The sequence below is a fragment of the Streptomyces sp. NPDC014864 genome (assembly GCF_043081525.1).
Lineage (GTDB): Bacteria > Actinomycetota > Actinomycetes > Streptomycetales > Streptomycetaceae > Streptomyces.
Genome location: NZ_JBIBWT010000001.1, coordinates 101,563 through 125,142, shown reverse-complemented (window position 1 = coordinate 125,142; position 23,580 = coordinate 101,563). Strand labels below are relative to the sequence as shown.

Here is a 23,580-nt window from a genome sequence, read left to right as displayed (position 1 = left end):
TCTTCCGACCCCTTACAGCTTCATCAGGCTGGCGTCGTCGACCGAGGCCGAGTGGCGGGAACGGAACAGCGACACGATGATCGCGAGCCCGACCACGACCTCCGCTGCGGCGACGACCATCGTGAAGAAGGCGATGATCTGGCCGTCGAGGTTGCCGTGCATCCGGGAGAAGACGACGAACGCGAGGTTGCAGGCGTTCAGCATCAGCTCGATGCACATGAAGATCACGATGGCGTTGCGCCGGATCAGCACACCGGTGGCGCCGATCGTGAACAGCAGGGCGGCGAGATAGAGGTAGTTGACCGGGTTCACTTCGACGCCTCCTCGGGCCGCTTGAACGTCGCCGGCTCGATCTCGGTCCGCTCCAGGCGCTCCTCGGCGCGCTGCTCCAGGGCCCGCAGGTCGTTGAGCGCCGCGGCCGACACGTCACGGATCTGGCCGCGCTCGCGCAGCGTCTTGCTGACCGTGAGCTCGGAGGGCGTGCCGTCGGGCAGCAGGCCCGCGATGTCCACCGCGTTGTGCCGTGCGTACACACCGGGCGCCGGCAGCGGCGGTACGTGCTTGCCGTCCCGGACGCGCTGCTCGGACAGCTCGCGCTGGGTCCGGGCCCGCTCGGTGCGCTCGCGGTGGGTGAGCACCATGGCGCCGACCGCGGCCGTGATCAGCAGGGCGCCGGTGATCTCGAAGGCGAAGACGTACTTGGTGAAGATGAGGGCCGCCAGGCCCTCCACGTTGCCGCCGGCGTTCGCCCTGCCGATGCCGTCGAACTCCTTGAGGGAGGCGTTGGCGATCCCGCCGAGCAGCAGGACCCCGAAGCCGAGCCCGCAGAGCAGGGCAAGCCAGCGCTGGCCCTTGATGGTCTCCTTGAGGGAGTCCGCGGCCGTGACGCCGACGAGCATCACCACGAACAGGAAGAGCATCATGATCGCGCCGGTGTAGACGACGATCTGCACGATGCCGAGGAAGTACGCGCCGTTGGCGAGGTAGAACACCGCCAGGACGATCATGGTGCCGGCCAGGCAGAGCGCGCTGTGGACGGCCTTCTTCATGAAGACGGTGCACAGGGCGCCGATCACCGCCACGGTGCCGAGGACCCAGAACTGGAAGGCCTCGGCCGTGGAGGTGGTGTAGGCGGCGAGCTGCGGGCTCATGCGTCGGCCCCCTGTTCCTGCGCCACGCCCGAGGGGCCCGCCTTGCGAGGCTGCTCCCCCTTGGAGACGGCGACCTGGCGCACCGTGCCGGGCGCGGACTCCGTGACCAGGCCGCGGTAGTAGTCCTGCTCGTCCATCCCCGGGAAGATCGCGTGGGGCGTGTCGACCATGCCCTCTTCGAGGCCGGCGAGCAGCTGTTCCTTGGTGTAGATGAGGTTGGCCCGGCTGGAGTCGGCCAGCTCGAACTCGTTCGTCATCGTCAACGCGCGCGTGGGGCACGCCTCGATGCACAGGCCGCACAGGATGCAGCGGGCGTAGTTGATCTGGTACACGCGGCCGTACCGCTCGCCCGGCGAGTAGCGCTCCTCGTCGGTGTTGTCGGCGCCCTCGACGTAGATGGCGTCGGCGGGGCAGGCCCAGGCGCACAGTTCACAGCCGACGCACTTCTCCAGGCCGTCCGGATGGCGGTTGAGCTGGTGCCGTCCGTGGAAACGCGGAGCGGTGGTCTTCTTCTGCTCCGGGTACTGCTCGGTCAGCCGCTTCTTGAACATGGCCTTGAAGGTCACGCCGAAGCCGGCCACGGGGTTCAGGAAACCGGGCTTGGTCTCCTTGGGTTCCTCAGCCATCGGACGCCTCCTTTCCATCCAGAGATCCGTCACTCTCAGTATCGGGCCCGCCACTGACAATCAGCTCCCGCTCGTGGCGCGGGCGCCGGCGCGGCACCGACGGCAGGTCCTGTCCCGGCAGCGGCGGTACGGGGAACCCGCCGGCCATCGGGTCGAAGGCGGCCGGTTCCTCGGCGGGCGGCTCGGCCTTCTTCGCCTTCTCGCGGAACATGTCGGCGACGAAGGACAGGAGCAGCAGGGCCAGGACGCCACCGCCGACGTAGAGCGCGACGTCGGCGAAGTCGTAGTGCTCGTTGCGCAGGGTCCGCACGGTCGCGACGAGCATCAGCCAGGTCACGGAGACCGGAATGAGGACCTTCCAGCCGAGCTTCATCAGCTGGTCGTAGCGGACCCGTGGGAGCGTGCCGCGCAGCCAGATGAAGAAGAACAGCAGCAGCTGGACCTTGATCACGAACCAGAGCAGCGGCCACCAGCCGTGGTTGGCGCCCGCCCAGAAGGTGCTGATCGGCCAGGGTGCCCGCCAGCCGCCAAGGAAGAGCGTGGTCGACACGGCCGAGACGGTCACCATGTTGACGTACTCGGCGAGCATGAACATCGCGAACTTGATCGACGAGTACTCGGTGTTGAAGCCGCCGACCAGGTCGCCCTCGGACTCCGGCATGTCGAAGGGGGCGCGGTTGGTCTCGCCGACCATGGTGACGATGTAGAGGATGAAGGAGACCGGCAGCAGCAGGATGTACCAGCGGTCGTGCTGCTGTTGGACGATCGTCGACGTCGACATCGACCCCGAGTACAGGAACACCGAGGCGAACGCGGCGCCCATGGCGATCTCGTACGAGATCATCTGCGCGCAGGAGCGCAGCCCGCCCAGCAGCGGGTAGGTGGATCCGGAACTCCAGCCCGCCAGCACGATGCCGTAGATGCCGACCGAGGCGACCGCGAGGATGTAGAGCATCGCGATCGGCAGGTCGGTCAGCTGCATCGCGGTGCGGTGCCCGAAGATCGAGATCTCGTTGTCCGCGGGCCCGAAGGGGATCACCGCGATCGCCATGAAGGCCGGGATGGCCGCGACGATCGGCGCGAGGACGTACACCGCCTTGTCCGCGCGCTTGACGACGAGGTCCTCCTTGAGCATCAGCTTCACGCCGTCGGCGAGCGACTGGAGCATGCCCCAGGGGCCGTGCCGGTTGGGGCCGATGCGCAGCTGCATCCAGGCGACGACCTTGCGCTCCCAGACGATGGAGAACAGCACCGTGATCATCAGGAAGGCGAAGCAGAACACCGCCTTGATGACGACCAGCCACCACGGGTCGGTGCCGAACATCGAGAGGTTTTCAGCGGCGAGGTACGGGCTCATGCCTCCACCTCCTTGGGGGCCTCGCCGGCGACGGTCGCCGGTCCGATGCGGACGAGGGAGCCGGGCAGTGCGCCGGTGTCGGAGGCGACGCCCCCGCCGACGGAGTTCAGCGGGAGCCAGACCACCCGGTCGGGCATCTCGGTGATGCGCAGCGGGAGTTCGACCGTCCCGGCGGTGCCGGTCACGGCGATGAGCCCGCCGTCGTCGACGCCCGCCTCGGCGGCCGTGGCGGCCGACACGCGCGCGTGTGCGGCGTGCCGCGTCCCGGCGAGCGCCTCGTCGCCCTCCTGGAGGACTCCCCGGTCGAGGAGCAGCCGGTGCCCGGCGAGCACGGCCTCCCCGGCGGCGGGCCGCGGCAGCACGCCCGACGTCTCCAGCGGGTCCGTGGCGCGCGGGCCGTCCCAGGCGCCGAGCCGGTCCAGTTCCGTGTGCGCGGTCCGCAGGTCCGGCAGACCCAGGTGGACGTCCATGGCGTCGGCCAGCATCTGCAGCACGCGCGCGTCGGAGGGCGACAGCCGGCGGGTCATCTGGTCGGGCTTGAGCGCGGCCTCGAAGGGACGCACCCGGCCCTCCCAGTTGAGGAACGTGCCGGCCTTCTCGGCGACGGCGGCGACCGGCAGGACGACGTCGGCGTGTTCGGTGACCTCGCTGGGCCGCAGCTCCAGCGACACCAGGAAGCCCGCCTCGGCGAGTGCCTCACGCGCGCGTGCCGGATCGGGCAGATCGGCGATCTCCACCCCGGCCACGAGCAGCGCCTGCAGTTCGCCCCGCGCGGCGGCCTCGACGATCTGGCCTGTGTCGCGGCCGTAGCGGTGCGGCAGGTCGGCGACGCCCCACACGGCGGCGACCTCCTCCCGCGCGCGCGGGTCGGTCGCGGGCCGTCCGCCCGGCAGCAGCGAGGGCAGCGCGCCCGCCTCGACGGCGCCGCGCTCGCCCGCCCGGCGCGGGATCCACACCAGGTGGGCGCCGGTCGCGGACGCGGCCCGTACCGCGGCGGTCAGACCGCCCGCGACACCGGCCAGCCGCTCGCCGACGACGATCACCGCGCCCTCGCCGCGCAGCGCCTGAGCGGCCTGCGCGCCGCCGTCCTCCAGGCCGACACCGCTCGCGAGCGCGTCCAGCCACTCGGTCTCGGTGCCCGGCGCGGCCGGCAGCAGGGTGCCGCCCGCCTTCTCCAGGCCCCGGGTGGCGTGCGTGGCGAGCGCGAACACCTGCTGCCCGTGCCCGCGCCAGGCCTTGCGCAGCCGCAGGAAGACGCCGGGCGCCTCCTCCTCGGACTCGAAGCCGATGAGCAGGACGGCGGGCGCCTTCTCCAGCGAGGTGTACGTGACGCCCGTACCGTCGACGTCCCGCCCGCGTCCGGCGACCCGGGCGGCCAGGAAGTCGGCCTCCTCACCGCTGTGCACGCGCGCGCGGAAGTCGATGTCGTTGGTGTCGAGTGCCACGCGCGCGAACTTGCTGTAGGCGTAGGCGTCCTCGACGGTGAGCCGGCCACCGGTGAGGACACCCGTGCGGCCGCGCGAGGCGAGCAGCCCCTGCGCGGCGATCTGCAGGGCCTCCGGCCAGGACGCGGGTTCCAGGACGCCCTCGGCGTTGCGCACCAGCGGCGTCTGGAGCCTGTCCTTCATCTGCGCGTACCGGAACGCGAACCGCCCCTTGTCGCAGATCCACTCCTCGTTGACCTCGGGGTCGTTCTCGGCGAGCCGCCGCATGACCTTGCCGCGCCGGTGGTCGGTGCGGGTGGCGCAGCCGCCCGAGCAGTGCTCGCAGACCGAGGGCGAGGAGACTAGGTCGAAGGGGCGGGAGCGGAAGCGGTACGCCGCCGAGGTGAGCGCGCCGACCGGGCAGATCTGGATGGTGTTGCCGGAGAAGTACGACTCGAACGGGTCGCCCTCACCGATGCCGACCTGCTGCAGCGCGCCCCGCTCCAGCAGCTCGATCATCGGGTCGCCCGCGATCTGGTTGGAGAAGCGGGTGCACCGGGCGCACAGCACGCACCGCTCGCGGTCGAGCAGCACCTGCGTGGAGATCGGGACGGGCTTCTCGTACGTCCGCTTGCGGCCCTCGAAGCGGGACTCGGCGTTGCCGTGCGACATGGCCTGGTTCTGCAGCGGGCACTCGCCGCCCTTGTCGCAGACCGGGCAGTCCAGCGGGTGGTTGATGAGGAGCAGCTCCATCACACCGTGCTGCGCCTTCTCGGCCACCGGCGAGGTGAGCTGAGTCTTCACCACCATCCCGTCCGTACACGTGATCGTGCAGGACGCCATGGGCTTGCGCTGGCCCTCGACCTCGACGATGCACTGGCGGCAGGCGCCGGCCGGGTCGAGGAGGGGATGGTCGCAGAAGCGGGGGATCTCGATGCCGAGCTGCTCGGCGGCGCGGATGACCAGGGTGCCCTTGGGCACGCTGATCTCGATGCCGTCGATCGTCAGCGTGACGAGGTCCTCCGGCGGGACCGCCGCCTCTCCCCCTCCCGCGGAGCGCCGGCCCGCGGCGGAGCCGCTGTCAGCCTGCTGTACGGTCATGCGTTCACCTCCGGGCGGTCGGCCCAGGCCGTCGACTTTGCCGGGTCGAAGGGGCAGCCCCGGCCCGTGATGTGCTGCTCGTACTCCTCGCGGAAGTACTTGAGCGAGGAGAAGATCGGCGAGGCGGCACCGTCGCCGAGGGCGCAGAAGGCCTTGCCGTTGATGTTGTCCGCGATGTCGGCGAGCTTGTCGAGGTCGGACATGGCGCCCTTGCCCGCCTCGATGTCGCGCAGCAACTGGACGAGCCAGTACGTGCCTTCGCGACAGGGTGTGCACTTGCCGCAGGACTCGTGGGCGTAGAACTCGGTCCAGCGGGTCACGGCGCGCACGACGCAGGTGGTCTCGTCGAAGCACTGCAGGGCCTTGGTGCCGAGCATGGAACCCGCGGCGCCCACTCCTTCGTAGTCGAGGGGGACGTCGAGGTGCTCGTCGGTGAACATCGGCGTCGAGGAGCCGCCCGGCGTCCAGAACTTCAGGCGGTGCCCGGGGCGCATGCCCCCGCTCATGTCGAGCAGCTGGCGCAGCGTGATGCCGAGCGGGGCCTCGTACTGGCCGGGGCTCACGACGTGGCCGCTGAGCGAGTAGAGCGTGAAGCCCGGGGACTTCTCGCTGCCCATCGACCTGAACCAGTCCTTGCCGTTTTTCAGGATCGCGGGAACTGACGCGATCGACTCGACGTTGTTCACCACAGTCGGGCAGGCATAGAGGCCCGCGACGGCAGGGAAGGGGGGACGAAGCCGCGGTTGACCACGGCGGCCTTCGAGCGAGTCCAGCAGCGCGGTCTCCTCACCGCAGATGTACGCGCCCGCGCCCGCGTGCACGGTGAGTTCGAGGTCGAGTCCGCTGCCGAGGATGTTCTCGCCGAGGTAGCCCGCCGCGTAGGCCTCGCGCACGGCCGCGTGCAACCGCCGCAGTACGGGGACGACTTCACCCCGCAGATAGATGAAGGCATGCGACGACCTGATGGCGTAACACGCGATGACGATGCCCTCGATGAGGCTGTGCGGGTTCGCGAAGAGGAGCGGGATGTCCTTGCAGGTCCCGGGCTCCGACTCGTCGGCGTTGACAACTAGATAGTGCGGTTTTCCATCACCCTGCGGAATGAACTGCCACTTCATTCCGGTCGGGAAGCCGGCCCCGCCGCGTCCACGCAGACCGGATTCCTTGACGTACGCGATGACGTCGTCCGGTGACATGGCGAGTGCCTTGCGGAGTCCCTCGTACCCCTCGTGCCTTCGGTACACGTCCAGCGACCAGGACCTGTCCTCGTCCCAGAAGGCCGACAGCACGGGTGCGAGCAGCTTCTCGGGGCTGGACACTCCCCCACCCTCGAACTTGCTCGGGCGGGAGGTGCCCCCACCTTCGGTGGCCACGGTCATCACTCCCCCTCCTCTGCGGTGGGCCCTGCGGGGTGGGACGGGTCGGAGGCCGAGGATTCCTGCGGCGCGTCGTGGGAGCTGAGGTGCTCCTTCGGCGACGGCTCGTGCACGGCCCGGTCCTGGGGCTCGTCGTGAGGTCCGCCGTCGCGCGGGTGGACCACGCGCGCGGGTGCGGTCTCTCCCTTGGCCAGGCGGAGACCCACCAGCGAGGCGGGTCCGGCGCTGCCGCCGGCCTCGGTCGCCCCCTCCCGCTCGTCGGGGAAGCCCGCCAGGATCCGGGCGGTCTCCTTGAAGGTGCACAGGGGCGCCCCGCGCGTCGGCGTCACCGGCCGGCCGGCGCGGAGGTCGTCGACGAGACTCCGGGCGGTCGCCGGGGTCTGGTTGTCGAAGAACTCCCAGTTGACCATCACGACCGGCGCGAAGTCGCAGGCCGCGTTGCACTCGATGTGCTCCAGGGTGACCTTGCCGTCCTCGGTCGTCCCGCCGTTGCCGACGCCGAGGTACTCCTGGAGCGACTCGAAGATCGCGTCGCCGCCCATCACCGCGCAGAGGGTGTTGGTGCAGACGCCCACCTGGTAGTCGCCGCTGGGCCTGCGCCGGTACATGGTGTAGAAGGTCGCGACCGCGGTGACCTCGGCCGTGGTCAGGTCCAGCACGTCCGCGCAGAACTGCATCCCGGTGCGCGTGACGTACCCCTCCTCCGACTGCACCAGGTGCAGCAGCGGAAGGAGCGCGGACCGGGAGTCCGGGTAGCGGGCGATGATCTCGCGCGCGTCGGCCTCGAGTCGTGCTCGAACGTCGTCCGGGTAGCCGGGCGCGGGCAGTTCGGGCATGCCCAGGCTGACGCCCCGCTCGGAAGAAGAGGTGGTCACCGGTCGACGCCTCCCATCACGGGGTCGATGGACGCCACGGCGACGATGACGTCGGCGACCTGGCCGCCTTCGCACATCGCGGCCATGGCCTGCAGGTTGGTGAAGGACGGGTCGCGGAAATGGACCCGGTAGGGGCGGGTGCCGCCGTCGGACACGACGTGCACGCCGAGCTCGCCCTTGGGCGACTCGACCGCCGCGTACGCCTGTCCCGCCGGTACGCGGAATCCCTCGGTGACCAGCTTGAAGTGGTGGATCAGGGCCTCCATGGAGGTGCCCATGATCTTCTTGATGTGGTCGAGGGAGTTGCCCAGTCCGTCCGGTCCCAGGGCGAGCTGGGCGGGCCAGGCGATCTTCTTGTCGGCGACCATGACCGGGCCGGGCTGGAGCCGGTCCAGGCACTGTTCGACGATTCCGAGCGACTGGCGCATCTCCTCCAGGCGGACGAGGAAGCGGCCGTAGGCGTCGCAGGTGTCGGCGGTCGGGATCTCGAAGTCGTACGTCTCGTAGTCGCAGTACGGCTGGGCCTTGCGCAGGTCGTGCGGCAGGCCGGTGGAGCGCAGGATCGGGCCGGTGGCGCCGAGGGCCATGCAGCCGGCCAGGTCGAGGTAGCCGATGTCCTGCATACGGGCCTTGAAGATGGTGTTCCCGGTGGCGAGCTTGTCGTACTCCGGGAGGTTCTTCCTCATCTTCTTCACGAACTCGCGGATCTGGTCCACCGCGCCGGGCGGCAGGTCCTGGGCGAGTCCGCCGGGGCGGATGTACGCGTGGTTCATCCGCAGGCCCGTGATGAGCTCGTAGATGTCGAGAATCATTTCACGATCACGGAAGCCGTAGATCATGATCGTGGTGGCGCCGAGCTCCATGCCGCCGGTGGCGATGCACACCAGGTGGGAGGACAGCCGGTTCAGCTCCATCAGGAGCACCCGGATGATCTTGGCCCGCTCGGTGATCTGGTCCTCGATGCCGAGGAGCTTCTCGACGCCGAGGCAGTAGGCGGTCTCGTTGAAGAAGGACGTCAGGTAGTCCATGCGCGTGACGAAGGTGGTGCCCTGCGTCCACGTGCGGTACTCGAGGTTCTTCTCGATGCCGGTGTGCAGGTAGCCGATGCCGCAGCGGGCCTCGGTGACCGTCTCGCCCTCGATCTCCAGGATCAGGCGCAGCACCCCGTGGGTGGACGGGTGCTGGGGGCCCATGTTGACGACGATGCGCTCGTCGTCGGCGCGGGCCGCGGACTGGACGACCTCGTCCCAGTCGCCACCGGTGACCGTGTATACGGTGCCTTCGGTTGTCTCACGTGCCGAAGCTGACTGAGTGCTCACGAGTAGGACCTCCGCTGGTCCGGAGCCGGGATCTGGGCGCCCTTGTACTCGACGGGGATGCCGCCGAGCGGGTAGTCCTTGCGCTGCGGATGGCCCTGCCAGTCGTCCGGCATCATGATCCGGGTCAGGGCCGGGTGACCGTCGAAGACGATCCCGAAGAAGTCGTAGGTCTCGCGCTCGTGCCAGTCGTTGGTCGGGTACACGGATACCAGGGACGGGATGCGCGGGTCGCCGTCCGGGGTGCTGACCTCCAGGCGGAGCAGCCGGTTGTGGGTGATCGAGCGCAGGTGGTAGACGGCGTGCAGCTCGCGGCCCTTGTCGTGCGGGTAGTGGACCCCGCTGACGCCGGTGCACAGCTCGAAGCGCAGGGCCGGGTCGTCGCGCAGGGTGCGGGCCACGCGGACCAGGTGCTCGCGCTCGATGTGGAAGGTGAGCTCGCCCCGGTCGACGACCGTCTTCTCGATCGCGTTGCCGGGCAGGAGTCCCTGCTCCTCCAGCGCGCCCTCGAGTTCGTCGGCGACCTCGTCGAACCAGCCGCCGTAGGGCCGGGTCGCCGGCCCCGGAAGCCGGACCGAGCGGACGAGGCCGCCGTAGCCGGAGGTGTCGCCGCCGTTGTTGGCGCCGAACATGCCGCGCTGGACGCGGATCTCCTCGCCGCCCTGGCCACGCCGGCCGGGGAGGTTGTCGGCGGACAGGTCCTTCTCGGGGTTGACCCCGTTCGACCCGTTCACGCCGTTGCCGTGTGCGTCGCTCACCGCAGCAGCCCCTTCATCTCGATCGTGGGCAGGGCCTTGAGCGCCGCCTCCTCCGCCTCTCGGGCGGCTTCCTCGGCGTTCACGCCGAGCTTGGAGGTCTGGATCTTCTGGTGGAGCTTGAGGATCGCGTCCATCAGCATCTCCGGCCGGGGCGGACAGCCCGGCAGATAGATGTCGACGGGCACGATGTGGTCGACGCCCTGCACGATCGCGTAGTTGTTGAACATGCCGCCGGAGGAGGCGCAGACACCCATGGAGATGACCCACTTGGGGTTGGGCATCTGGTCGTAGACCTGCCGCAGCACCGGCGCCATCTTCTGGCTGACCCGGCCGGCCACGATCATCAGGTCCGCCTGGCGGGGCGAACCGCGGAAGACCTCCATGCCGAAGCGCGCCAGGTCGTAGCGGCCGGCGCCGGTGGTCATCATCTCGATCGCGCAGCAGGCCAGGCCGAAGGTGGCCGGGAAGACCGACGCCTTGCGCACCCAGCCCGCGGCCTGCTCGACGGTGGTCAGCAGGAAACCGCTCGGCAGCTTTTCTTCGAGTCCCATGTCTTTAAAGGCCCCTCAGTCCCATTCCAGGCCGCCGCGCCGCCATACGTACGCGTACGCGACGAAGACGGTGAGCACGAAGAGCAGCATCTCCACGAGCCCGAAAACACCCAGGGCGTCGAAGGTGACGGCCCACGGGTAGAGGAAGACGATCTCGATGTCGAAGACGATGAAGAGCATCGCCGTCAGGTAGTACTTGATGGGGAAGCGCCCGCCGCCGGCCGGCGTGGGGGTCGGCTCGATACCGCACTCGTAGGCCTCGAGCTTGGCCCGGTTGTACCGCTTCGGACCGATCAGCGTGGCCATGACCACGGAGAAGATCGCAAAGCCTGCCCCGAGGGCTCCCAGTACGAGGATGGGCGCATACGCGTTCACCGCTCCTCGCTCCTCTCAGTCGGCACTGACTGCTGGCGGTTGCGCTGGACTCACATCTGCCTCACCCGCACCCCGAACCCCGCCCGTCCCGGCGAAGATCGGGAACATGTGAAGCAGGTCACAAGCCCAACTGCCTCGCATCCTATGCCCGGCGGTCTGTGATCTGCGACACGGGGTATTACACAAGCTTTGTGATCTCCACCACCTGACGAACGATCATGAAGTCGGATGAGCAGTGATCTTCACACGCGAAGCTCATCTGTGATCACCAGCGGTGACATTTCTGTTCGTTTCTGCTGGTGAGAGGGGTCCTGCACTATCAGATGCCTGGCGTCCGGCGCAAAGTGGCGCGGGGTGTCAAGCCCTTGGTATGGGGCCGTCATTCACACATCAGGGGGACAGGCGAACCGTGATGTGGACACGTTCGTGCCTTCACGAACAAGCACCCCCCAGGGGCGGCGCCGAGGCGGCGGGGACATGACGGCGACGCGGCCCGACCCGGTGCCGGCTGCGGCGGCGCGTCACCACCGCCGCCGGTCACGCCGCGGCGACCGGGCCGCGCACCCTCCGCGCTCGCTCCACTACGTCGAGTCAACTCCCTGCGGGAGCGCCGCATCCAGCGGTGGCCGCTCGGCTGGGGCGCCGCGCGAGACGAATCGGCGCCAGACGCCATGAAAGCGGACGGAATGTCATCCCCTTCCGGTGCGGCGTGTGCCACCGGGCCGTCGAAGGCCGTTCCAGGTCCCCCGGCGGCCGGACGGAGTGCCTCGCGAGACGCCCCCGCCGCGGTGACCGTTCCGTGACCTCGGCCACACTCATGAGAGGAGCGTGAGAACCGGGCTTGGCCAACGGTCCCAACCAATGGTAAGCGCGGGGCAATTCGGGCGTAAAAGCGAAACACCATGATCAAAGCCATGATCACTCGCGTCCGTATTGTCCGTTACGGCGTCAATAAGGACGTAGGCGAGGGGGATTTGGGCGGCCCGTTGAGTAAATGTGGCGCAGCACACGTTTCTTGAAGATATGAAGGAGCCCCTGGTACCGGTTATTCCCATGTCCCACACCGCTCACATACGCAGCCACCGGAAGCCCCGCCGTAGCGCGTCGAAAATCGCGATGCGGGCGGGAGTTGCCGGCGGTGTCCTCGGCACGCTGGCAGTGGCCGGCGCGTCGGCCTCGTCGGCCAACGCCGCCGAGCCCGTGACGCAGACCGTCGAACTGCCCACCCTCACCGCCGACCTGGCCGCCCAGGTCGCCCAGTCCGCGGACGCCACCCAGCAGGCCGCCGCGAACTACCAGCTGCGGGCCGAGCGTGACGCGGCCGCCGCGAAGGCCGCAAAGCAGGCCAAGGCGGACCTCGCCGAGGCGAAGCAGGTGGCGGAGGCCAAGAAGAAGGCGGCCGAGGCGGCCGCCCGCAAGGCCGCCGCCGAGCGCGCGACGCGCAGCGCCCCGCGGACGACGCTCGCCGCGTCGGCGAGCACCTCCACCTCCTCCACGGCGACCGGTTCGGCCGCCGCGGTCATCGCCTTCGCCAAGGCGCAGCTCGGCGACGCCTACGTCATGGGCGCCACCGGCCCCAACTCCTGGGACTGCTCCAGCCTGATGCAGGCCGCCTTCAAGCAGGCCGGCATCAGCCTGCCGCGTGTCTCGCAGGACCAGTCCACCGCGGGCACCCAGGTCTCCCTGTCCAACCTGCAGCCGGGCGACATCCTCTACTGGGGCAGCTCCGGCAGCGCCTACCACGTGGCGCTGTACGTCGGCGACGGCATGTTCGTCGGCGCGCAGAACCCGTCCTCCGGCGTCGTCGAGAAGCCGCTGTCGTACGACCCGCCGACCGGCGCGGTCCGGGTGCTCTGAGAGCAGCCGCACAGCCGTAGGGAGTGAAGGGCCGCAGCCGCTCGAGGGCTGCGGCCCTTCCGGCATGAGCCGCGGCCGGGCGCAGGGCCCCGCGGCGACACGGGCGCGCAGAGCGGGGAGGCACGACGAAGGGGCGCACGCTCGTCGGCGTGCGCCCCTTCCGGGCCACGGGAGGGTCCGGGAGGGTCCGGGAGCGTTCCCGCCCCGGACCATCCTCCAGTCGTCGCTCAGAGCCTCGCTGAGGCCCCTGCCGGGGCCTTCGCCGGGACGGTCGCTCAGGCCGTCGCTCAGGCCTTCGGCGCCACCTTGCTCAGTCCGTTGATGATGCGGTCCATGGCGTCGCCGCCCGTCGGGTCGGTGAGGTTGGCGAGCAGCTTGAGGGTGAACTTCATCAGCACCGGGTGGGTCAGGCCGCGCTGGGTGGCGATCTGCATGACCTTCGGGTTGCCGATGAGCTTCACGAACGCCCGGCCCAGCGTGTAGTAGCCGCCGTAGGTGTCCTTCAGGACGCGCGGGTAGCGCTGGAGGGCGAGTTCACGCTGGCTCGGGGTCGTGCGGGCGTGTGCCTGGACGATGACGTCGGCGGCGATCTGCCCGGACTCCATGGCGTAGGCGATGCCTTCGCCGTTGAAGGGGTTCACCAGGCCGCCGGCGTCGCCGACGAGCAGCAGGCCCTTGGTGTAGTGCGGCTGGCGGTTGAAGGCCATGGGGAGCGCGGCGCCGCGGATCGGGCCGGTCATGTTCTCCGGGGTGTAGCCCCAGTCCTCCGGCATCGACGCGCACCAGGCCTTCAGGACCTCGCGCCAGTCCAGCTCCTTGAAGGAGTCGGAGGTGTTGAGGACGCCCAGGCCGACGTTCGAGGTTCCGTCGCCCATGCCGAAGATCCAGCCGTAACCGGGCAGCAGGCGGTCCTGGGGACCGCGGCGGTCCCACAGCTCCAGCCAGGACTCCAGGTAGTCGTCGTCGTGCCGGGGCGAGGTGAAGTACGTACGGACCGCGACGCCCATGGGGCGGTCCTCGCGGCGGTGCAGGCCCATCGCCAGGGACAGGCGGGTGGAGTTGCCGTCGGCGGCGACGACGAGCGGGGCGCGGAAGGTGACCTCGCGCTTCTCCTCGCCCAGCTTGGCGGTGACACCGGTGATGCGGCCGGTGCGGTCGTCGACGATCGGGCCCGAGACGTTGCAGCGCTCGTACAGGCGCGCTCCCGCCTTCTGGGCCTGACGGGCGAGTTGCTCGTCGAAGTCGTCGCGCTTGCGGACGAGTCCGTAGTCCGGGAAGGAGGCGAGATCCGGCCAGTCCAGCTGGAGGCGGCTGCCGCCGCCGATGATGCGCAGACCCTTGTTGCGCAGCCAGCCGGCCTCCTCGGAGATGTCGATGCCCATGGCCACGAGCTGCTTGACGGCGCGCGGCGTGAGTCCGTCGCCGCAGACCTTCTCCCGGGGGAACTCGGTCTTCTCCAGCAGGAGTACGTCGAGTCCGGACCGGGCCAGGTGGTAGGCGGTGGTGGAGCCGGCTGGCCCCGCGCCCACGACGATCACATCGGCGGTGTTGTCGGAGAGGGGCTCGGTCACGGCGGGATCTCCCCAAGGTTCGAAATCTGCGTGCCGACCGGCACTGGACATGGGCAGTCTATGCAGGACAATTGATCACCCGGCTGAAGGGCTGCCCCCGTGAACCGACCTCTCCCCGTCGTACGGCTCCGCGTCCCCACCGACGAGGACGCCGTCGCCTGGCATCGGATCTTCGACGACCCGGACGTCATGGAGTTCCACGGCGGCAAGTCCGCGGCGCTGTCGGTCTACGAGGAACTCACCGCGCGGCAGCGGCGGCACGACGCCGAGCGCGGCTTCTGTCTGTGGACCATGCTCGACGAGTCGGGCCAGGTGATCGGATTCACGGGAGCCCAGCCGTGGCCGCACGAGTGGGGGCCGAAGGGCGAGATAGAGATCGGCTGGCGGCTGGGCCGGGAGCACTGGGGCAAGGGGTACGTCACGACGGCCGCGCACATGACGCTGGAGCGGCTGAGAACGGCGGGCGTGCCGGACGTGGTCGCGATGGTCGACGCCCGCAACGCGCGCTCGATCGCGGTGACGCGGCGGCTGGGCATGAGCCTCGGCGAGACCTTCCTGACGCCCGTGTCACGGCGCAAGGGGCACTGTTACCGCCTCGACCTGCGACCGGGTGACTCTACGTAGTCGATTGTCACGGAAAGGTACCGGACGCTTCCGGCCGGTGCACCGCGGGAGTTACCCTTCCAGTACCACTGGGGGTGACGTCTGTGTACATAACGCCCAACACACCCGAAGTGCGCGTACCGCGCCTGGTCGGACTCATGGCCGTGGACGCGCGCGAGACGGCCCACGCGCGGGGCGTCCTGCTCACCGCGCCGGACCGGCCCGACTTCCACCGCACCGTGGTCGACTACGTCGTACGGCAGTACCCGCAGCCGGGCGTCGAGGTGCCGCGCGGTGCGGTGGTGACCGTCTGGTTCGACCTCGCCGAGGGCGAGGGCGGCGGGGGCGCGGGCGTGCGCGAGCCGCGCGTACCGCGTCCGCCGAGCGGAGGGATCCGGCGCGAGGCCGGGGAACCCGACGATCCGTTCGCGGTCGTCGGGCTCTGACGCGACCTGATCGGCGGGTCGGCCCCCGTGAACCCGGAAGCGCTCAGCTCTCCTTGAAGCCCCGGTGCAGGGCCACGATGCCACCGCTGAGGTTGCGCCAGGCGACCTTCGACCAGCCCGCAGCACGCAGCCGTTCGCCGAGCGCCGGCTGGTTCGGCCAGGCGCGGATGGACTCGGCGAGGTAGACGTACGCGTCGGGGTTCGACGACACCGCCCGCGCCACCGGGGGCAGGGCGCGCATCAGGTACTCGGTGTAGACGGTGCGGAACGGCACCCAGGTCGGGTGCGAGAACTCGCAGATCACCACGCGGCCGCCCGGCTTGGTCACCCGGTACATCTCCCGCAGGGCCGTGTCCGTCTCCTGCACGTTGCGCAGCCCGAAGGAGATGGTGACGGCGTCGAAGGTGTCGTCCTTGAACGGCAGCCTCGTCGCGTCGCCGGCCGTGAACGGCAGCCACGCGTTGCGCCGCTTGCCGACCTGGAGCATCCCGAGGGAGAAGTCGCAGGGGACGACGTAGGCGCCGGCGCGGGTGAAGGGCAGCGAGGAGGTGGCCGTACCGGCGGCGAGGTCGAGGATCTTCTGCGCCGGGCGGGCGTCGACCGCTCTGGCGACCTCCTTGCGCCAGCGCCGGTCCTGTCCCAGGGACAGCACGTCGTTGGTCAGGTCGTACCGTTCCGCCACGTCGTCGAACATCGAGGCGACTTCGTGCGGCTGCTTCTCCAGGGATGCGCGGGTCACGGGCCCATTGTGGCAGCAGGCCCCACGGCGCCGAGGGCCGGGCACACCGGGCGCCCTCCCGCCGGGGGGACCCCCGACCGGCCTCCGGCGGTACAGCCGCGGGCACCCCCGACCGGACTCCCGGCCGTCCGGACGAACACGGTCCCTCGGCCGACCCTCCGGAAAACCGCTCGCGCCCCCGGCCCCCTGTGGCAGATTCCCAGTCCTGAAATCCCGCTCCGTCCCGCTCGCGGGACGGACATCACGAGGGCTGGTGCACGTGCGATGAGGAGTTTCCTGAAGCCGGCGGCCGGGCTCGCCTGCCTGTGCGCCCTGGCCGTCACGGGGTGCTCCTCGGGTTCCGGCGGCACGGCCGACGCGGCGCCTGCGGCCCCCGCGGCACCCCGGCAGGGCAGCGCCTCGCCGTCCCCGGCGGCGGCGTCGTCGGCCTCCCTTCCCTCCTACGCCCCCTACGTCAGCGCCACCACGGCGGCCGGCAACGACTCCGCGGGCTCCCCGAGGACGTACAACCTCGCCTTCGTCGTCTCCGACGGCGGCGCTTGCGCACCGCAGTGGGACGGCGGCCGCGCGATCGGCGACGCCGCGGTGAAGTCCCGGATCGCGCGCCTGAAGGCGTCGGGCGCCACGGTGCGCGTCTCCTTCGGCGGGGCCTCCGGTAAGGAGTTGGCGGCCACCTGCGGCAGCGTGTCCGAACTGGCCGCGGCGTACGGCGAGGCGCTGGACGCGGCCGGCTCGTCCCAGGCCGACTTCGACATCGAGGGCGACGAACTCACCGACTCCGCCTCGGTCGCCCTGCGCTCGCGGGCGATCGCCCGGCTCCAGCGGGAACGTCCCGGCCTCAGCGTCTCCTTCACGCTCCCCGTGATGCCGTCCGGTCTGGACGCCGACGGCCTGGCCCTGCTGGAATCCGCGAACACCTACGACGTCCAGGTCACCACTGTCGACATCATGACCATGAACTACGGCGAGTCGTACGACGGCGACATGGGCGACTACGCCGTCACCGCGGCGAAGGCCGCCCACACCCAGCTGAAGAAGGTCTTCGGCCTGTCCGACGCGGACGCCTGGAGGGGCATGGCCCTCACCTCCATGATCGGCGTCAACGACGTCGCGGGCGAGACCTTCACACTCTCCGACGCGGCCCAGGTGCGTTCCTTCGCGCGGGAGAAGGAGATCGCCTGGGTCTCGATGTGGTCGGCCTTCCGGGACCGGCAGTGCGAGAAAGGGGACGCGTCGAGGGACGACGCGGCGACCGACTGCAGCGGGGTGAGGCAGGCTCCGGGGGCGTTCGCGGAGGTGTTCGCCGGGTGAGGTCCCGCGGGCTCAGCGGCGCCGGTACACCAGGCGCCCGGCCACGACGGTCGCCACGCAGGTACCGGCTCCGCGTGCGGCCAGTTCCGCCTCGTCCCGCACGTCGAACACCGCGAACCGGGCGGCGGATCCACGTTCACGCTCGGGCTGGAACTCCACCGGGAGCCCGGAGGCGTACGGGTCGAGGGACGGAGTCCCGGCGGGGCGCCCGAGGCGGCCCACGACCCCCAGCCCGGTGCGCCGGACGGCGTCCCGCACCGCACGGTTGGTCAGGGGCGCGCAGGCCGCCGCCACCGTGCCGTGCGCCAGCATCCGCTGCACCCCGCGCCGGGCGCTCGCGCCCCAGCGCGCGTCGTCCAGGGCGAGCGCGGTCAGCGCGTCCCCGGTCAGCGGCTCGGTGCCGAGTTCGTCGGCCTCGCGCGGATCCGGGTGGTAGGCCTCCTCCAGCAGCTCCGTGCCGTGCGGGTTCAGGAGGCCGGGCGTGAGGATGCCGGGCCACCGGCGCACTCGCGCGTGCGGGTGGGTGACGGCGAGTTCCTCCAGGGAGGCCGCGGCGACGATCCATTCGCCCTCGACCGCGAGCGCACGGCCCCTGGAGTCCGCGTGAATCGTCAGCACGGCGCGCCTAGTTGGACGTGAGCAGCTTCAGCTCGGGATGTGCCGTCCCGCCCGCGATCGCCGTGGAGGAGATGTGGGACATCACGCGGTCGTCGACCGGGTCGTTCGCCGGGTCGTCGTGGACGACGAGGTGCTCGTACGTCGTCGAGCGCTGCGCCGGGACGCGGCCCGCCCGGCGGATCAGCTCGATGATCTCCAGGCGGTTGGAGCGGTGCCTGGCGCCGGCGGAGGAGACGACGTTCTCCTCCAGCATGATCGAGCCGAGGTCGTCGGCGCCGTAGTGCAGGGTCAGCTGGCCGACGTCCTTGCCGGTGGTGAGCCAGGAGCCCTGGATGTGCCGCACGTTGTCGAGGAACAGTCGGGCGATCGCGATCATCCGCAGGTACTCGAAGAGGGTCGCCTGGGTGCGGCCCTTCAGGTGGTTGTTCTCGGGCTGGTAGGTGTACGGGATGAAGGCGCGGAAGCCGCCCGTGCGGTCCTGCACGTCCCGGATCATCCGCAGGTGCTCGATGCGCTCGGCGTTGGTCTCGCCGGTGCCCATCAGCATGGTGGAGGTGGACTCCACGCCCAGCCTGTGCGCCGCCTCCATGATCTCCAGCCAGCGCTCGCCGGACTCCTTCAGCGGGGCGATGGCCTTGCGCGGCCGCTCCGGGAGCAGCTCGGCGCCGGCACCGGCGAAGGAGTCGAGACCCGCCTCGTGGATCCGGGTGATCGCCTCCTCGACGCTCACGCCGGAGATGCGCGCCATGTGCTCGACCTCGGACGCGCCCAGCGAGTGGATCACCAGCTGCGGGAAGGCCTCCTTGATGGCGCGGAAGTGCTGCTCGTAGTACTCCACGCCGTAGTCGGGGTGGTGGCCGCCCTGGAACATGATCTGGGTGCCGCCGAGCTCCACGGTCTCCGCGCAGCGGCGCAGGATGTCGTCGAGGTCGCGCGTCCAGCCCTTCTCGGTGTCCTTGGGGGCCGCGTAGAAGGCGCAGAACCTGCACGCCGTGACGCACACGTTCGTGTAGTTGATGTTGCGCTCGATGATGTACGTCGCGATGTGCTCGGTGCCCGCGTACAGACGGCGGCGCACGCCGTCGGCGGCGGCGCCGAGCGCGTGCAGCGGAGCGTGGCGGTAGAGGTCGAGCGCCTCCTCTGGAGTGATCCGTCCGCCCGCGGCGGCACGGTCGAGGACGGCTGTGACATCAACAGACGTGAGGTCGGCCTTCTCGGTCACCGGAGCGTCCCTTTCGTAAGGGGTCGGACGGACCGAACCAGCCTACGACAGCCGTTTCCCGCCCCGGGCCCCAGGCTGCGCCCGCGCCACCGACCGGGCCGGCCCCGCACCGGAGAACAGGCCCCGCTACGGGCTGCCGGTCAGGCCGCGTACGCGCCGATCAGCAGCCCGACGAACGCGCCCGCGATCAGGAACGGCCCGAACGCGATGGCCGACTTGCGTCCCGCCCGCCGGGTGACGACGAGCGCACCGCCGTACAGCGCCCCGAGCAGGAACCCGGCGAAGGTGCCCAGCATCACGGTGGGCCACCCGTACCAGCCGAGCACGGCGCCCGCGCCGAGCGCCAGCTTCACGTCGCCGAACCCCATGCCCGAGGGGTTGATGAGGAACAGGACGAAGTAGCCGCCGCCGAGCGCGAAGGTGCCGTACAGGGCGGTCGGCCAGTGCCCCGCGTGCTCGGGCAGCAGGGCGGCCAGGCCCAGCAGCGCGAGTGCGGCGCCCGCGAGCGGCAGCGTCAGCACGTCGGGCAGCCGCCGCACCCGGAGGTCGACGAGCGCGAGCAGCACCCCGACGGGCGCGAGCATCAGCCACACGGCGATCTCGGGCCGGGCGCCGGTGGCGGCGGCGAGCACGGCACACACGACCGCGGTGACGACGGCCGTCGGGAACGTGCGGGGGGCTCGGGGGGCGGGGGCGGGACACACGTCCGGGATCGGGCCCGGGTCCGTGTCCCTGGCCGGATCCGTGGCCCTGGCCGGGTCCGTGTCCCTGGCGGGGTCCGCACCCCTGGCCGGGTCCGGATCAGGGGCCGGAGCCGAGGCCGGGTCCGCAGCCGGAGCCGGAGCCGCCTGTACGGCCCTGCCGGCGACCTCGGGGGCGGCCGGACCGGTCTTGGGCCCGGACTTCTCAACGTCCCCACGCCCAGGCGCATCAGCGTCGCGCGGCGCGGCCGCATCTATGTCACCGTCACCGGGCTCGGGCATATCGGCGTCGCGGCGCACGGACGACTCCCCGTCCGCACGTATCGCCGTACCGGCCTCCCGGCGGCCGGAGGCAGCCGTGTCCGCCGCCCCCTCCGTACCCGCAGGCCCCACGGGCCCGGAGCCGGGCTCGGTCGCGCAGCCGGCGCATCGGGCCGGGCCCAGCCAGCCGCGGAGTGGGTGCCCGGCGGGGCAGTGCGCGCGCCAGGGCTCCCCCGCCGGCACGGAGAAGCGGTACGCGGGCCGGGGCAGCAGCGCACCCGCCGCCGCACCCCACAGCGCGGCGGCGCCGGCCAGCGGCAGCAGGTCGTTCATCCCACTGCGGCGACGTCGTCGCGCCAGGTCGGCAGGAGTTCGTCCAGCAGCGCCTCGGTGCGTGGTGGCAGGCCGCGGGCGCCGCTGCGGCCGGCGAGGTCCGCGGCGACGGCCCTGAGGCGGTCGGTGTCCGCGGTGGCGTGGGTGGCGCGCAGCAACTCGTGCCACAGGCGCTCGTCGGCGGGGGCGGTGCGCAGCGCGGCGTTCAGCGCCTCGATGGCCTTCTCCGCCCGCTCCTTCTCCAGGTGGAAGGCGGACAGGGCGAGCCCGATGTCCGCCACGAGCAGCGGGAGTTGGGCGTCGACGATCTCGTGGGTGAGCCAGCGGTAGCGGCCCTCGGGCCGGTCGGCGAGCAACGGACCGCGGACCAGTACCAGCGCGTCGGTGAGGAGCCGCCCGCGGACGACCCGGCTGTCGACGCCCTTGCCCTGCGTGGCCTCGTGGTACAGCGACCGCAGCACGTCCAGGTCGGAGACGATGGACTTGGCGAGCGTGAGCCGCCCGGCGCCGTCGGTCCGCAGCCGGGCACCGCCGTCGGGGTCGTTGCCGAGCCAGGCCCGCAGCCGCTCCAGGAGCGCCTCCCGCACGTCGTCGGTGACGCCACGTGGCCACAGCGCGGAGGACAGCACCCGCGGGTGCACACCCTCCCGGTGCAGGAGCAGCAGGGCCAGCGCCTCGTGCAGCAGTGCGCTGCGCTCGCCGTCCGGGCTGTCGAGGCCGATGATCTCGTACGGGCCCACCAGCCGCGCGTACACCGCGGGACGTCCCTGCTCGCTGATGTCGACGAGGAACGGCGGGGTGGTCGTCGGCCCGTCGGGGCCGCTCTCCGGGTCGGCCTCGACGAACAGTTCGACGACCGCCTGCTGCTGGGTCAACGGCAGCCGCTGGGCGTCGAGTTCGAGACCGAGGAGCGGGGCGAGCAGCCTCCCCTCGCTGGTGATCTCCATCTCCCAGGCGGCGCCGGGCAGTTCACCGGACTCGGCGCCGACGAGATAGCCGATGCCCAACCGGCTCGCGTCGGAGGCGAGTTCGGCGAGCCTGCGGGCCTCCTCGGCGGAGGGCTGGGCGGCGAGCAGCACCAGGTGCGGGGCCCAACGGGTGTGCTGGGCCGGGCCGGTGCGCCCGGTGAGCACCGAGTCGTGCCCGGCGGCGCCGAGCGCCCCGCGCCGCTGCCGCGTCTCGGCCTCCATGGTCTCCAGGAGCGCCTCGACGCCGTCGAGGTGGCGGAGCCGGTTGGGGGCGAGCGGGGTGAGGTCCTGCCCGAACCCGACGAGCGTGATGGTCATGCGGTCGGACCAGCCGTTGGTGGCGAGTTCGGCGGCGACGGAGGCGAAGACGGCGGCGCGGTCGGCCTCGCGGCCGCTCAGCGAGACGATGCCGGGCACCGCCTCCAGGTTGAGCAGCAGGCGCGAGTCGTCCATGGTGCCGAGGCTGACGAGGCCGGGGTACGGGGCGGCGGTGTCGACGTCCTCGTACCGCTCGGCGTCGGCGCGCGCCAGCATCCAGAACGTCTCGTCCTGCCCGGTCTGCCACGGCGCGGGCGGCTTCCCGGACGGCTGGGCCAGTTGCAGGTGCAGGTCGCCGCCGGTGAGCCAGGCGGCGTAGACGACGGGGAGCGGCCGGGACTCGGCGGCGAGGGCTGCGGCGAGGGCGCGCAGGGAGCGGTCGAGGAGGCGTACGCCCTCGGGGTCCGCACCCACCAGCAGGGCGTCCTGCACGTCCAGCGCGTCCCCGGTCGGCGTCGGCGGTTCCATGCCGCGCCGCCCGCCGACGGCGCCGAACGCCGACTGCCACAGCGCCTGCCGGCGCCGGCGGCCCAGGGCGCCGAGGAGGCCGGCGGCGAGGAGCGGGGCGCCGAGGAGGGCTTCGGGCAGGCCGAAGGAGTGGTCGCCGGACTCGGAGCCGGTGGCGTGCTGGGCGTGCCCGGCGTCGGAGGCGGAGCGCTGGGCGGGCACGGAGGCCCGGCCCGCGCCGCCGTGGCCGCCGCCCTGCGCGTGGGCGCCTTCCTGCGCGTGGCCGCCGCCCTGGGCCTGCGCACCGCCGCCCTGGGCGTGGTCGCCGGTCCTGGCGTAGTCGTGGATCTGCCGCTGCTCCTGCTCGGAGACCTTGCCCGACGGGTCCGGCATCTCGACGAGTTCGCCGCCGTGCGCGTCCGCGGGCATCTCCATGATCCAGCCGGGCCGGATGAGGCTGGCCTCGGAGAGCCGGGAACCGTCCGGCTGGACACGGTCCTTGTTGAGCTCGTAGATCTCCTTGTACCGGCGTCCGTCGCCGAGGTGGCGCTGGGCGATCTCCCAGAGGGAGTCGTGATGCCGGCCCTCGGGGGGCTGGATCCGGTAGTACTTGGTGTCCCCCTGCCTGGCGGCGCCGCCGGTGTCCGCGTGGGCGGCGGCGTGGGAGGCCTGCTCGGCCACGGCGGCGGCCGTGCTCGCGGCCTGCTCCTGCTGCTGCGCGAACAGCCCACCCGGCAGCTGCTGGGCCGCGGCGACCGTGCCCTTCTGGTTCCCCTCCAGGCTGTGCCCCAGCTGCGACAGGCCCGGGGTGAGGCTCGCGGCCGTGGCGCCGACGAGCAGCAGCGCGGCGACGAGCTGCCGCGCGAGCAGCTGAGTCGGCCCGGCGCCCGGCACCCGCCCCGGCACGCCGACGCCGGACAGTGCGGCCTTCACCTCGACCAGCACGCACGCCGTGAACTGCGCCCAGGCGAGCCAGACCACGACGGTGAGGATGTGCAGGAAGGTCGTGACGGTGATCTCCTGCTGCAGCCAGTCCAGGCTGGGAGCCCCGTGCGGCAGCGGCCACCCGACGAGCACGGCGAGCGCACCCGGCACTCCGACGACCAGCACGAGCAGGGCCACGAAGGCGAGGAACGCCTTCACGACATCCCCGAACGTGCGCCGCCGCACCCGCACCGGCTGCGGCGTCCGGTTCCTCGGGCCCGTCGGGCTTCCGGTCGGACTGGAAGTACTGCGTCGCGCCATGGCGGGAGTCCTGGGTCGTGTGGAGAGGGC

At 71.2% G+C, this 23,580-nt stretch carries 20 protein-coding genes and 1 pseudogene; 4 read left to right on the top strand and 17 right to left on the bottom strand.

The genetic code is table 11. The annotated features are described in order from the left end of the window. Positions 1-12: 12 nt before the first annotated feature. The 11 genes from nuoK to ACF1A5_RS00575 are packed head-to-tail and all read right to left on the bottom strand — an operon-like array spanning position 13 to position 10,910. Positions 13-312, bottom strand: coding sequence for an NADH-quinone oxidoreductase subunit NuoK (gene nuoK, locus ACF1A5_RS00625; protein ID WP_392190643.1), 300 nt, complete (start codon positions 310-312; stop codon positions 13-15). Then, positions 309-1,151, bottom strand: a complete 843-nt coding sequence (locus tag ACF1A5_RS00620; protein WP_392190642.1) for an NADH-quinone oxidoreductase subunit J — start codon at positions 1,149-1,151, stop codon at positions 309-311. The genes nuoK and ACF1A5_RS00620 overlap by 4 nt, the downstream gene beginning before the upstream one ends. Continuing rightward, positions 1,148-1,777 (bottom strand): NADH-quinone oxidoreductase subunit NuoI, encoded by a 630-nt coding sequence (nuoI, locus tag ACF1A5_RS00615; RefSeq protein WP_392190641.1) that lies wholly within the window; start codon positions 1,775-1,777, stop codon positions 1,148-1,150. Before nuoI ends, ACF1A5_RS00620 begins: the two co-directional genes overlap by 4 nt. After that, entirely contained in the window at positions 1,770-3,134 is a 1,365-nt protein-coding gene (gene nuoH, locus ACF1A5_RS00610; protein WP_392190640.1) for an NADH-quinone oxidoreductase subunit NuoH, read from the bottom strand. Before nuoH ends, nuoI begins: the two co-directional genes overlap by 8 nt. Then, the gene (locus tag ACF1A5_RS00605; protein WP_392190639.1) at positions 3,131-5,659 is read right to left on the bottom strand and encodes an NADH-quinone oxidoreductase subunit G; all 2,529 of its coding nucleotides are present in this window, start codon (positions 5,657-5,659) and stop codon (positions 3,131-3,133) included. Before ACF1A5_RS00605 ends, nuoH begins: the two co-directional genes overlap by 4 nt. Beyond that, a complete protein-coding gene (nuoF, locus tag ACF1A5_RS00600; protein ID WP_392190638.1) occupies positions 5,656-7,041 on the bottom strand; it encodes an NADH-quinone oxidoreductase subunit NuoF in 1,386 nt (461 codons plus the stop codon). Before nuoF ends, ACF1A5_RS00605 begins: the two co-directional genes overlap by 4 nt. Then, entirely contained in the window at positions 7,038-7,910 is an 873-nt protein-coding gene (gene nuoE / locus ACF1A5_RS00595) for an NADH-quinone oxidoreductase subunit NuoE (RefSeq protein WP_392190637.1), read from the bottom strand. The genes nuoF and nuoE overlap by 4 nt, the downstream gene beginning before the upstream one ends. Continuing rightward, the gene (locus ACF1A5_RS00590; RefSeq protein WP_392190636.1) at positions 7,907-9,229 is read right to left on the bottom strand and encodes an NADH-quinone oxidoreductase subunit D; all 1,323 of its coding nucleotides are present in this window, start codon (positions 9,227-9,229) and stop codon (positions 7,907-7,909) included. Before ACF1A5_RS00590 ends, nuoE begins: the two co-directional genes overlap by 4 nt. Then, positions 9,226-9,984: an NADH-quinone oxidoreductase subunit C gene (locus tag ACF1A5_RS00585; protein WP_392190635.1), complete on the bottom strand. Its 759-nt coding sequence runs from the start codon at positions 9,982-9,984 to the stop codon at positions 9,226-9,228. The genes ACF1A5_RS00590 and ACF1A5_RS00585 overlap by 4 nt, the downstream gene beginning before the upstream one ends. Beyond that, positions 9,981-10,535: an NADH-quinone oxidoreductase subunit B family protein gene (locus ACF1A5_RS00580; protein WP_003998928.1), complete on the bottom strand. Its 555-nt coding sequence runs from the start codon at positions 10,533-10,535 to the stop codon at positions 9,981-9,983. Before ACF1A5_RS00580 ends, ACF1A5_RS00585 begins: the two co-directional genes overlap by 4 nt. Positions 10,536-10,550: 15 nt before the next feature. Then, complete coding sequence (locus ACF1A5_RS00575; RefSeq protein WP_007383963.1) at positions 10,551-10,910, bottom strand: NADH-quinone oxidoreductase subunit A; 360 nt, start codon at positions 10,908-10,910, stop codon at positions 10,551-10,553. Positions 10,911-11,963: 1,053 nt separating this feature from the next. Between ACF1A5_RS00575 and ACF1A5_RS00570 the strand changes: the two genes are divergently transcribed. Beyond that, entirely contained in the window at positions 11,964-12,767 is an 804-nt protein-coding gene (locus ACF1A5_RS00570) for a C40 family peptidase (protein ID WP_392190634.1), read from the top strand. A 287-nt stretch (positions 12,768-13,054) separates the two neighbouring features. Here ACF1A5_RS00570 and ACF1A5_RS00565 read toward each other — a convergent pair whose 3' ends face one another. Further along, positions 13,055-14,389, bottom strand: coding sequence for a geranylgeranyl reductase family protein (locus ACF1A5_RS00565; protein WP_392190633.1), 1,335 nt, complete (start codon positions 14,387-14,389; stop codon positions 13,055-13,057). A gap of 48 nt (positions 14,390-14,437) precedes the next feature. On the opposite strand from ACF1A5_RS00565, the gene ACF1A5_RS00560 reads away from it, so the two are divergent. Then, a complete protein-coding gene (locus ACF1A5_RS00560; RefSeq protein WP_392190632.1) occupies positions 14,438-14,962 on the top strand; it encodes a GNAT family N-acetyltransferase in 525 nt (174 codons plus the stop codon). Between the two features lie 110 nt (positions 14,963-15,072). Next, on the top strand, positions 15,073-15,387 hold the full coding sequence (locus tag ACF1A5_RS00555) for a PASTA domain-containing protein (RefSeq protein WP_392190631.1): 315 nt from the start codon (positions 15,073-15,075) through the stop codon (positions 15,385-15,387). A 43-nt stretch (positions 15,388-15,430) separates the two neighbouring features. Here ACF1A5_RS00555 and ACF1A5_RS00550 read toward each other — a convergent pair whose 3' ends face one another. Next, on the bottom strand, positions 15,431-16,126 hold the full coding sequence (locus ACF1A5_RS00550) for a demethylmenaquinone methyltransferase (RefSeq protein ID WP_392190630.1): 696 nt from the start codon (positions 16,124-16,126) through the stop codon (positions 15,431-15,433). A 264-nt stretch (positions 16,127-16,390) separates the two neighbouring features. On the opposite strand from ACF1A5_RS00550, the gene ACF1A5_RS00545 reads away from it, so the two are divergent. Next, complete coding sequence (locus ACF1A5_RS00545; protein WP_392190629.1) at positions 16,391-17,437, top strand: chitinase; 1,047 nt, start codon at positions 16,391-16,393, stop codon at positions 17,435-17,437. A gap of 12 nt (positions 17,438-17,449) precedes the next feature. On the opposite strand, the gene ACF1A5_RS00540 is transcribed toward ACF1A5_RS00545, so the two are convergent. The 4 genes and pseudogenes from ACF1A5_RS00540 to ACF1A5_RS00525 form a co-directional block, all read right to left on the bottom strand. After that, a complete protein-coding gene (locus ACF1A5_RS00540; protein ID WP_392190628.1) occupies positions 17,450-18,055 on the bottom strand; it encodes a hypothetical protein in 606 nt (201 codons plus the stop codon). 7 nt (positions 18,056-18,062) lie between these two features. Continuing rightward, complete coding sequence (mqnC, locus tag ACF1A5_RS00535; RefSeq protein ID WP_392190627.1) at positions 18,063-19,277, bottom strand: cyclic dehypoxanthinyl futalosine synthase; 1,215 nt, start codon at positions 19,275-19,277, stop codon at positions 18,063-18,065. Positions 19,278-19,417: 140 nt separating this feature from the next. Further along, positions 19,418-19,948: pseudogene (locus ACF1A5_RS00530) on the bottom strand (prepilin peptidase); the annotation flags it as partial. A gap of 620 nt (positions 19,949-20,568) precedes the next feature. Continuing rightward, entirely contained in the window at positions 20,569-23,550 is a 2,982-nt protein-coding gene (locus ACF1A5_RS00525; protein WP_392190626.1) for a BTAD domain-containing putative transcriptional regulator, read from the bottom strand. Positions 23,551-23,580 lie beyond the last annotated feature (30 nt).

Coding starts and splice junctions, on each gene's coding strand:
- ACF1A5_RS00525 (WP_392190626.1), bottom strand. CDS start 23,550: ATGGCGCGACGCAGTACTTCCAGTCCGACCGGAAGCCCGACGGGCCCG.
- ACF1A5_RS00605 (WP_392190639.1), bottom strand. CDS start 5,659: ATGACCGTACAGCAGGCTGACAGCGGCTCCGCCGCGGGCCGGCGCTCC.
- ACF1A5_RS00580 (WP_003998928.1), bottom strand. CDS start 10,535: ATGGGACTCGAAGAAAAGCTGCCGAGCGGTTTCCTGCTGACCACCGTC.
- nuoI (WP_392190641.1), bottom strand. CDS start 1,777: ATGGCTGAGGAACCCAAGGAGACCAAGCCCGGTTTCCTGAACCCCGTG.
- ACF1A5_RS00545 (WP_392190629.1), top strand. CDS start 16,391: ATGAGGAGTTTCCTGAAGCCGGCGGCCGGGCTCGCCTGCCTGTGCGCC.
- nuoH (WP_392190640.1), bottom strand. CDS start 3,134: ATGAGCCCGTACCTCGCCGCTGAAAACCTCTCGATGTTCGGCACCGAC.
- ACF1A5_RS00570 (WP_392190634.1), top strand. CDS start 11,964: ATGTCCCACACCGCTCACATACGCAGCCACCGGAAGCCCCGCCGTAGC.
- ACF1A5_RS00565 (WP_392190633.1), bottom strand. CDS start 14,389: ATGTCCAGTGCCGGTCGGCACGCAGATTTCGAACCTTGGGGAGATCCC.
- ACF1A5_RS00620 (WP_392190642.1), bottom strand. CDS start 1,151: ATGAGCCCGCAGCTCGCCGCCTACACCACCTCCACGGCCGAGGCCTTC.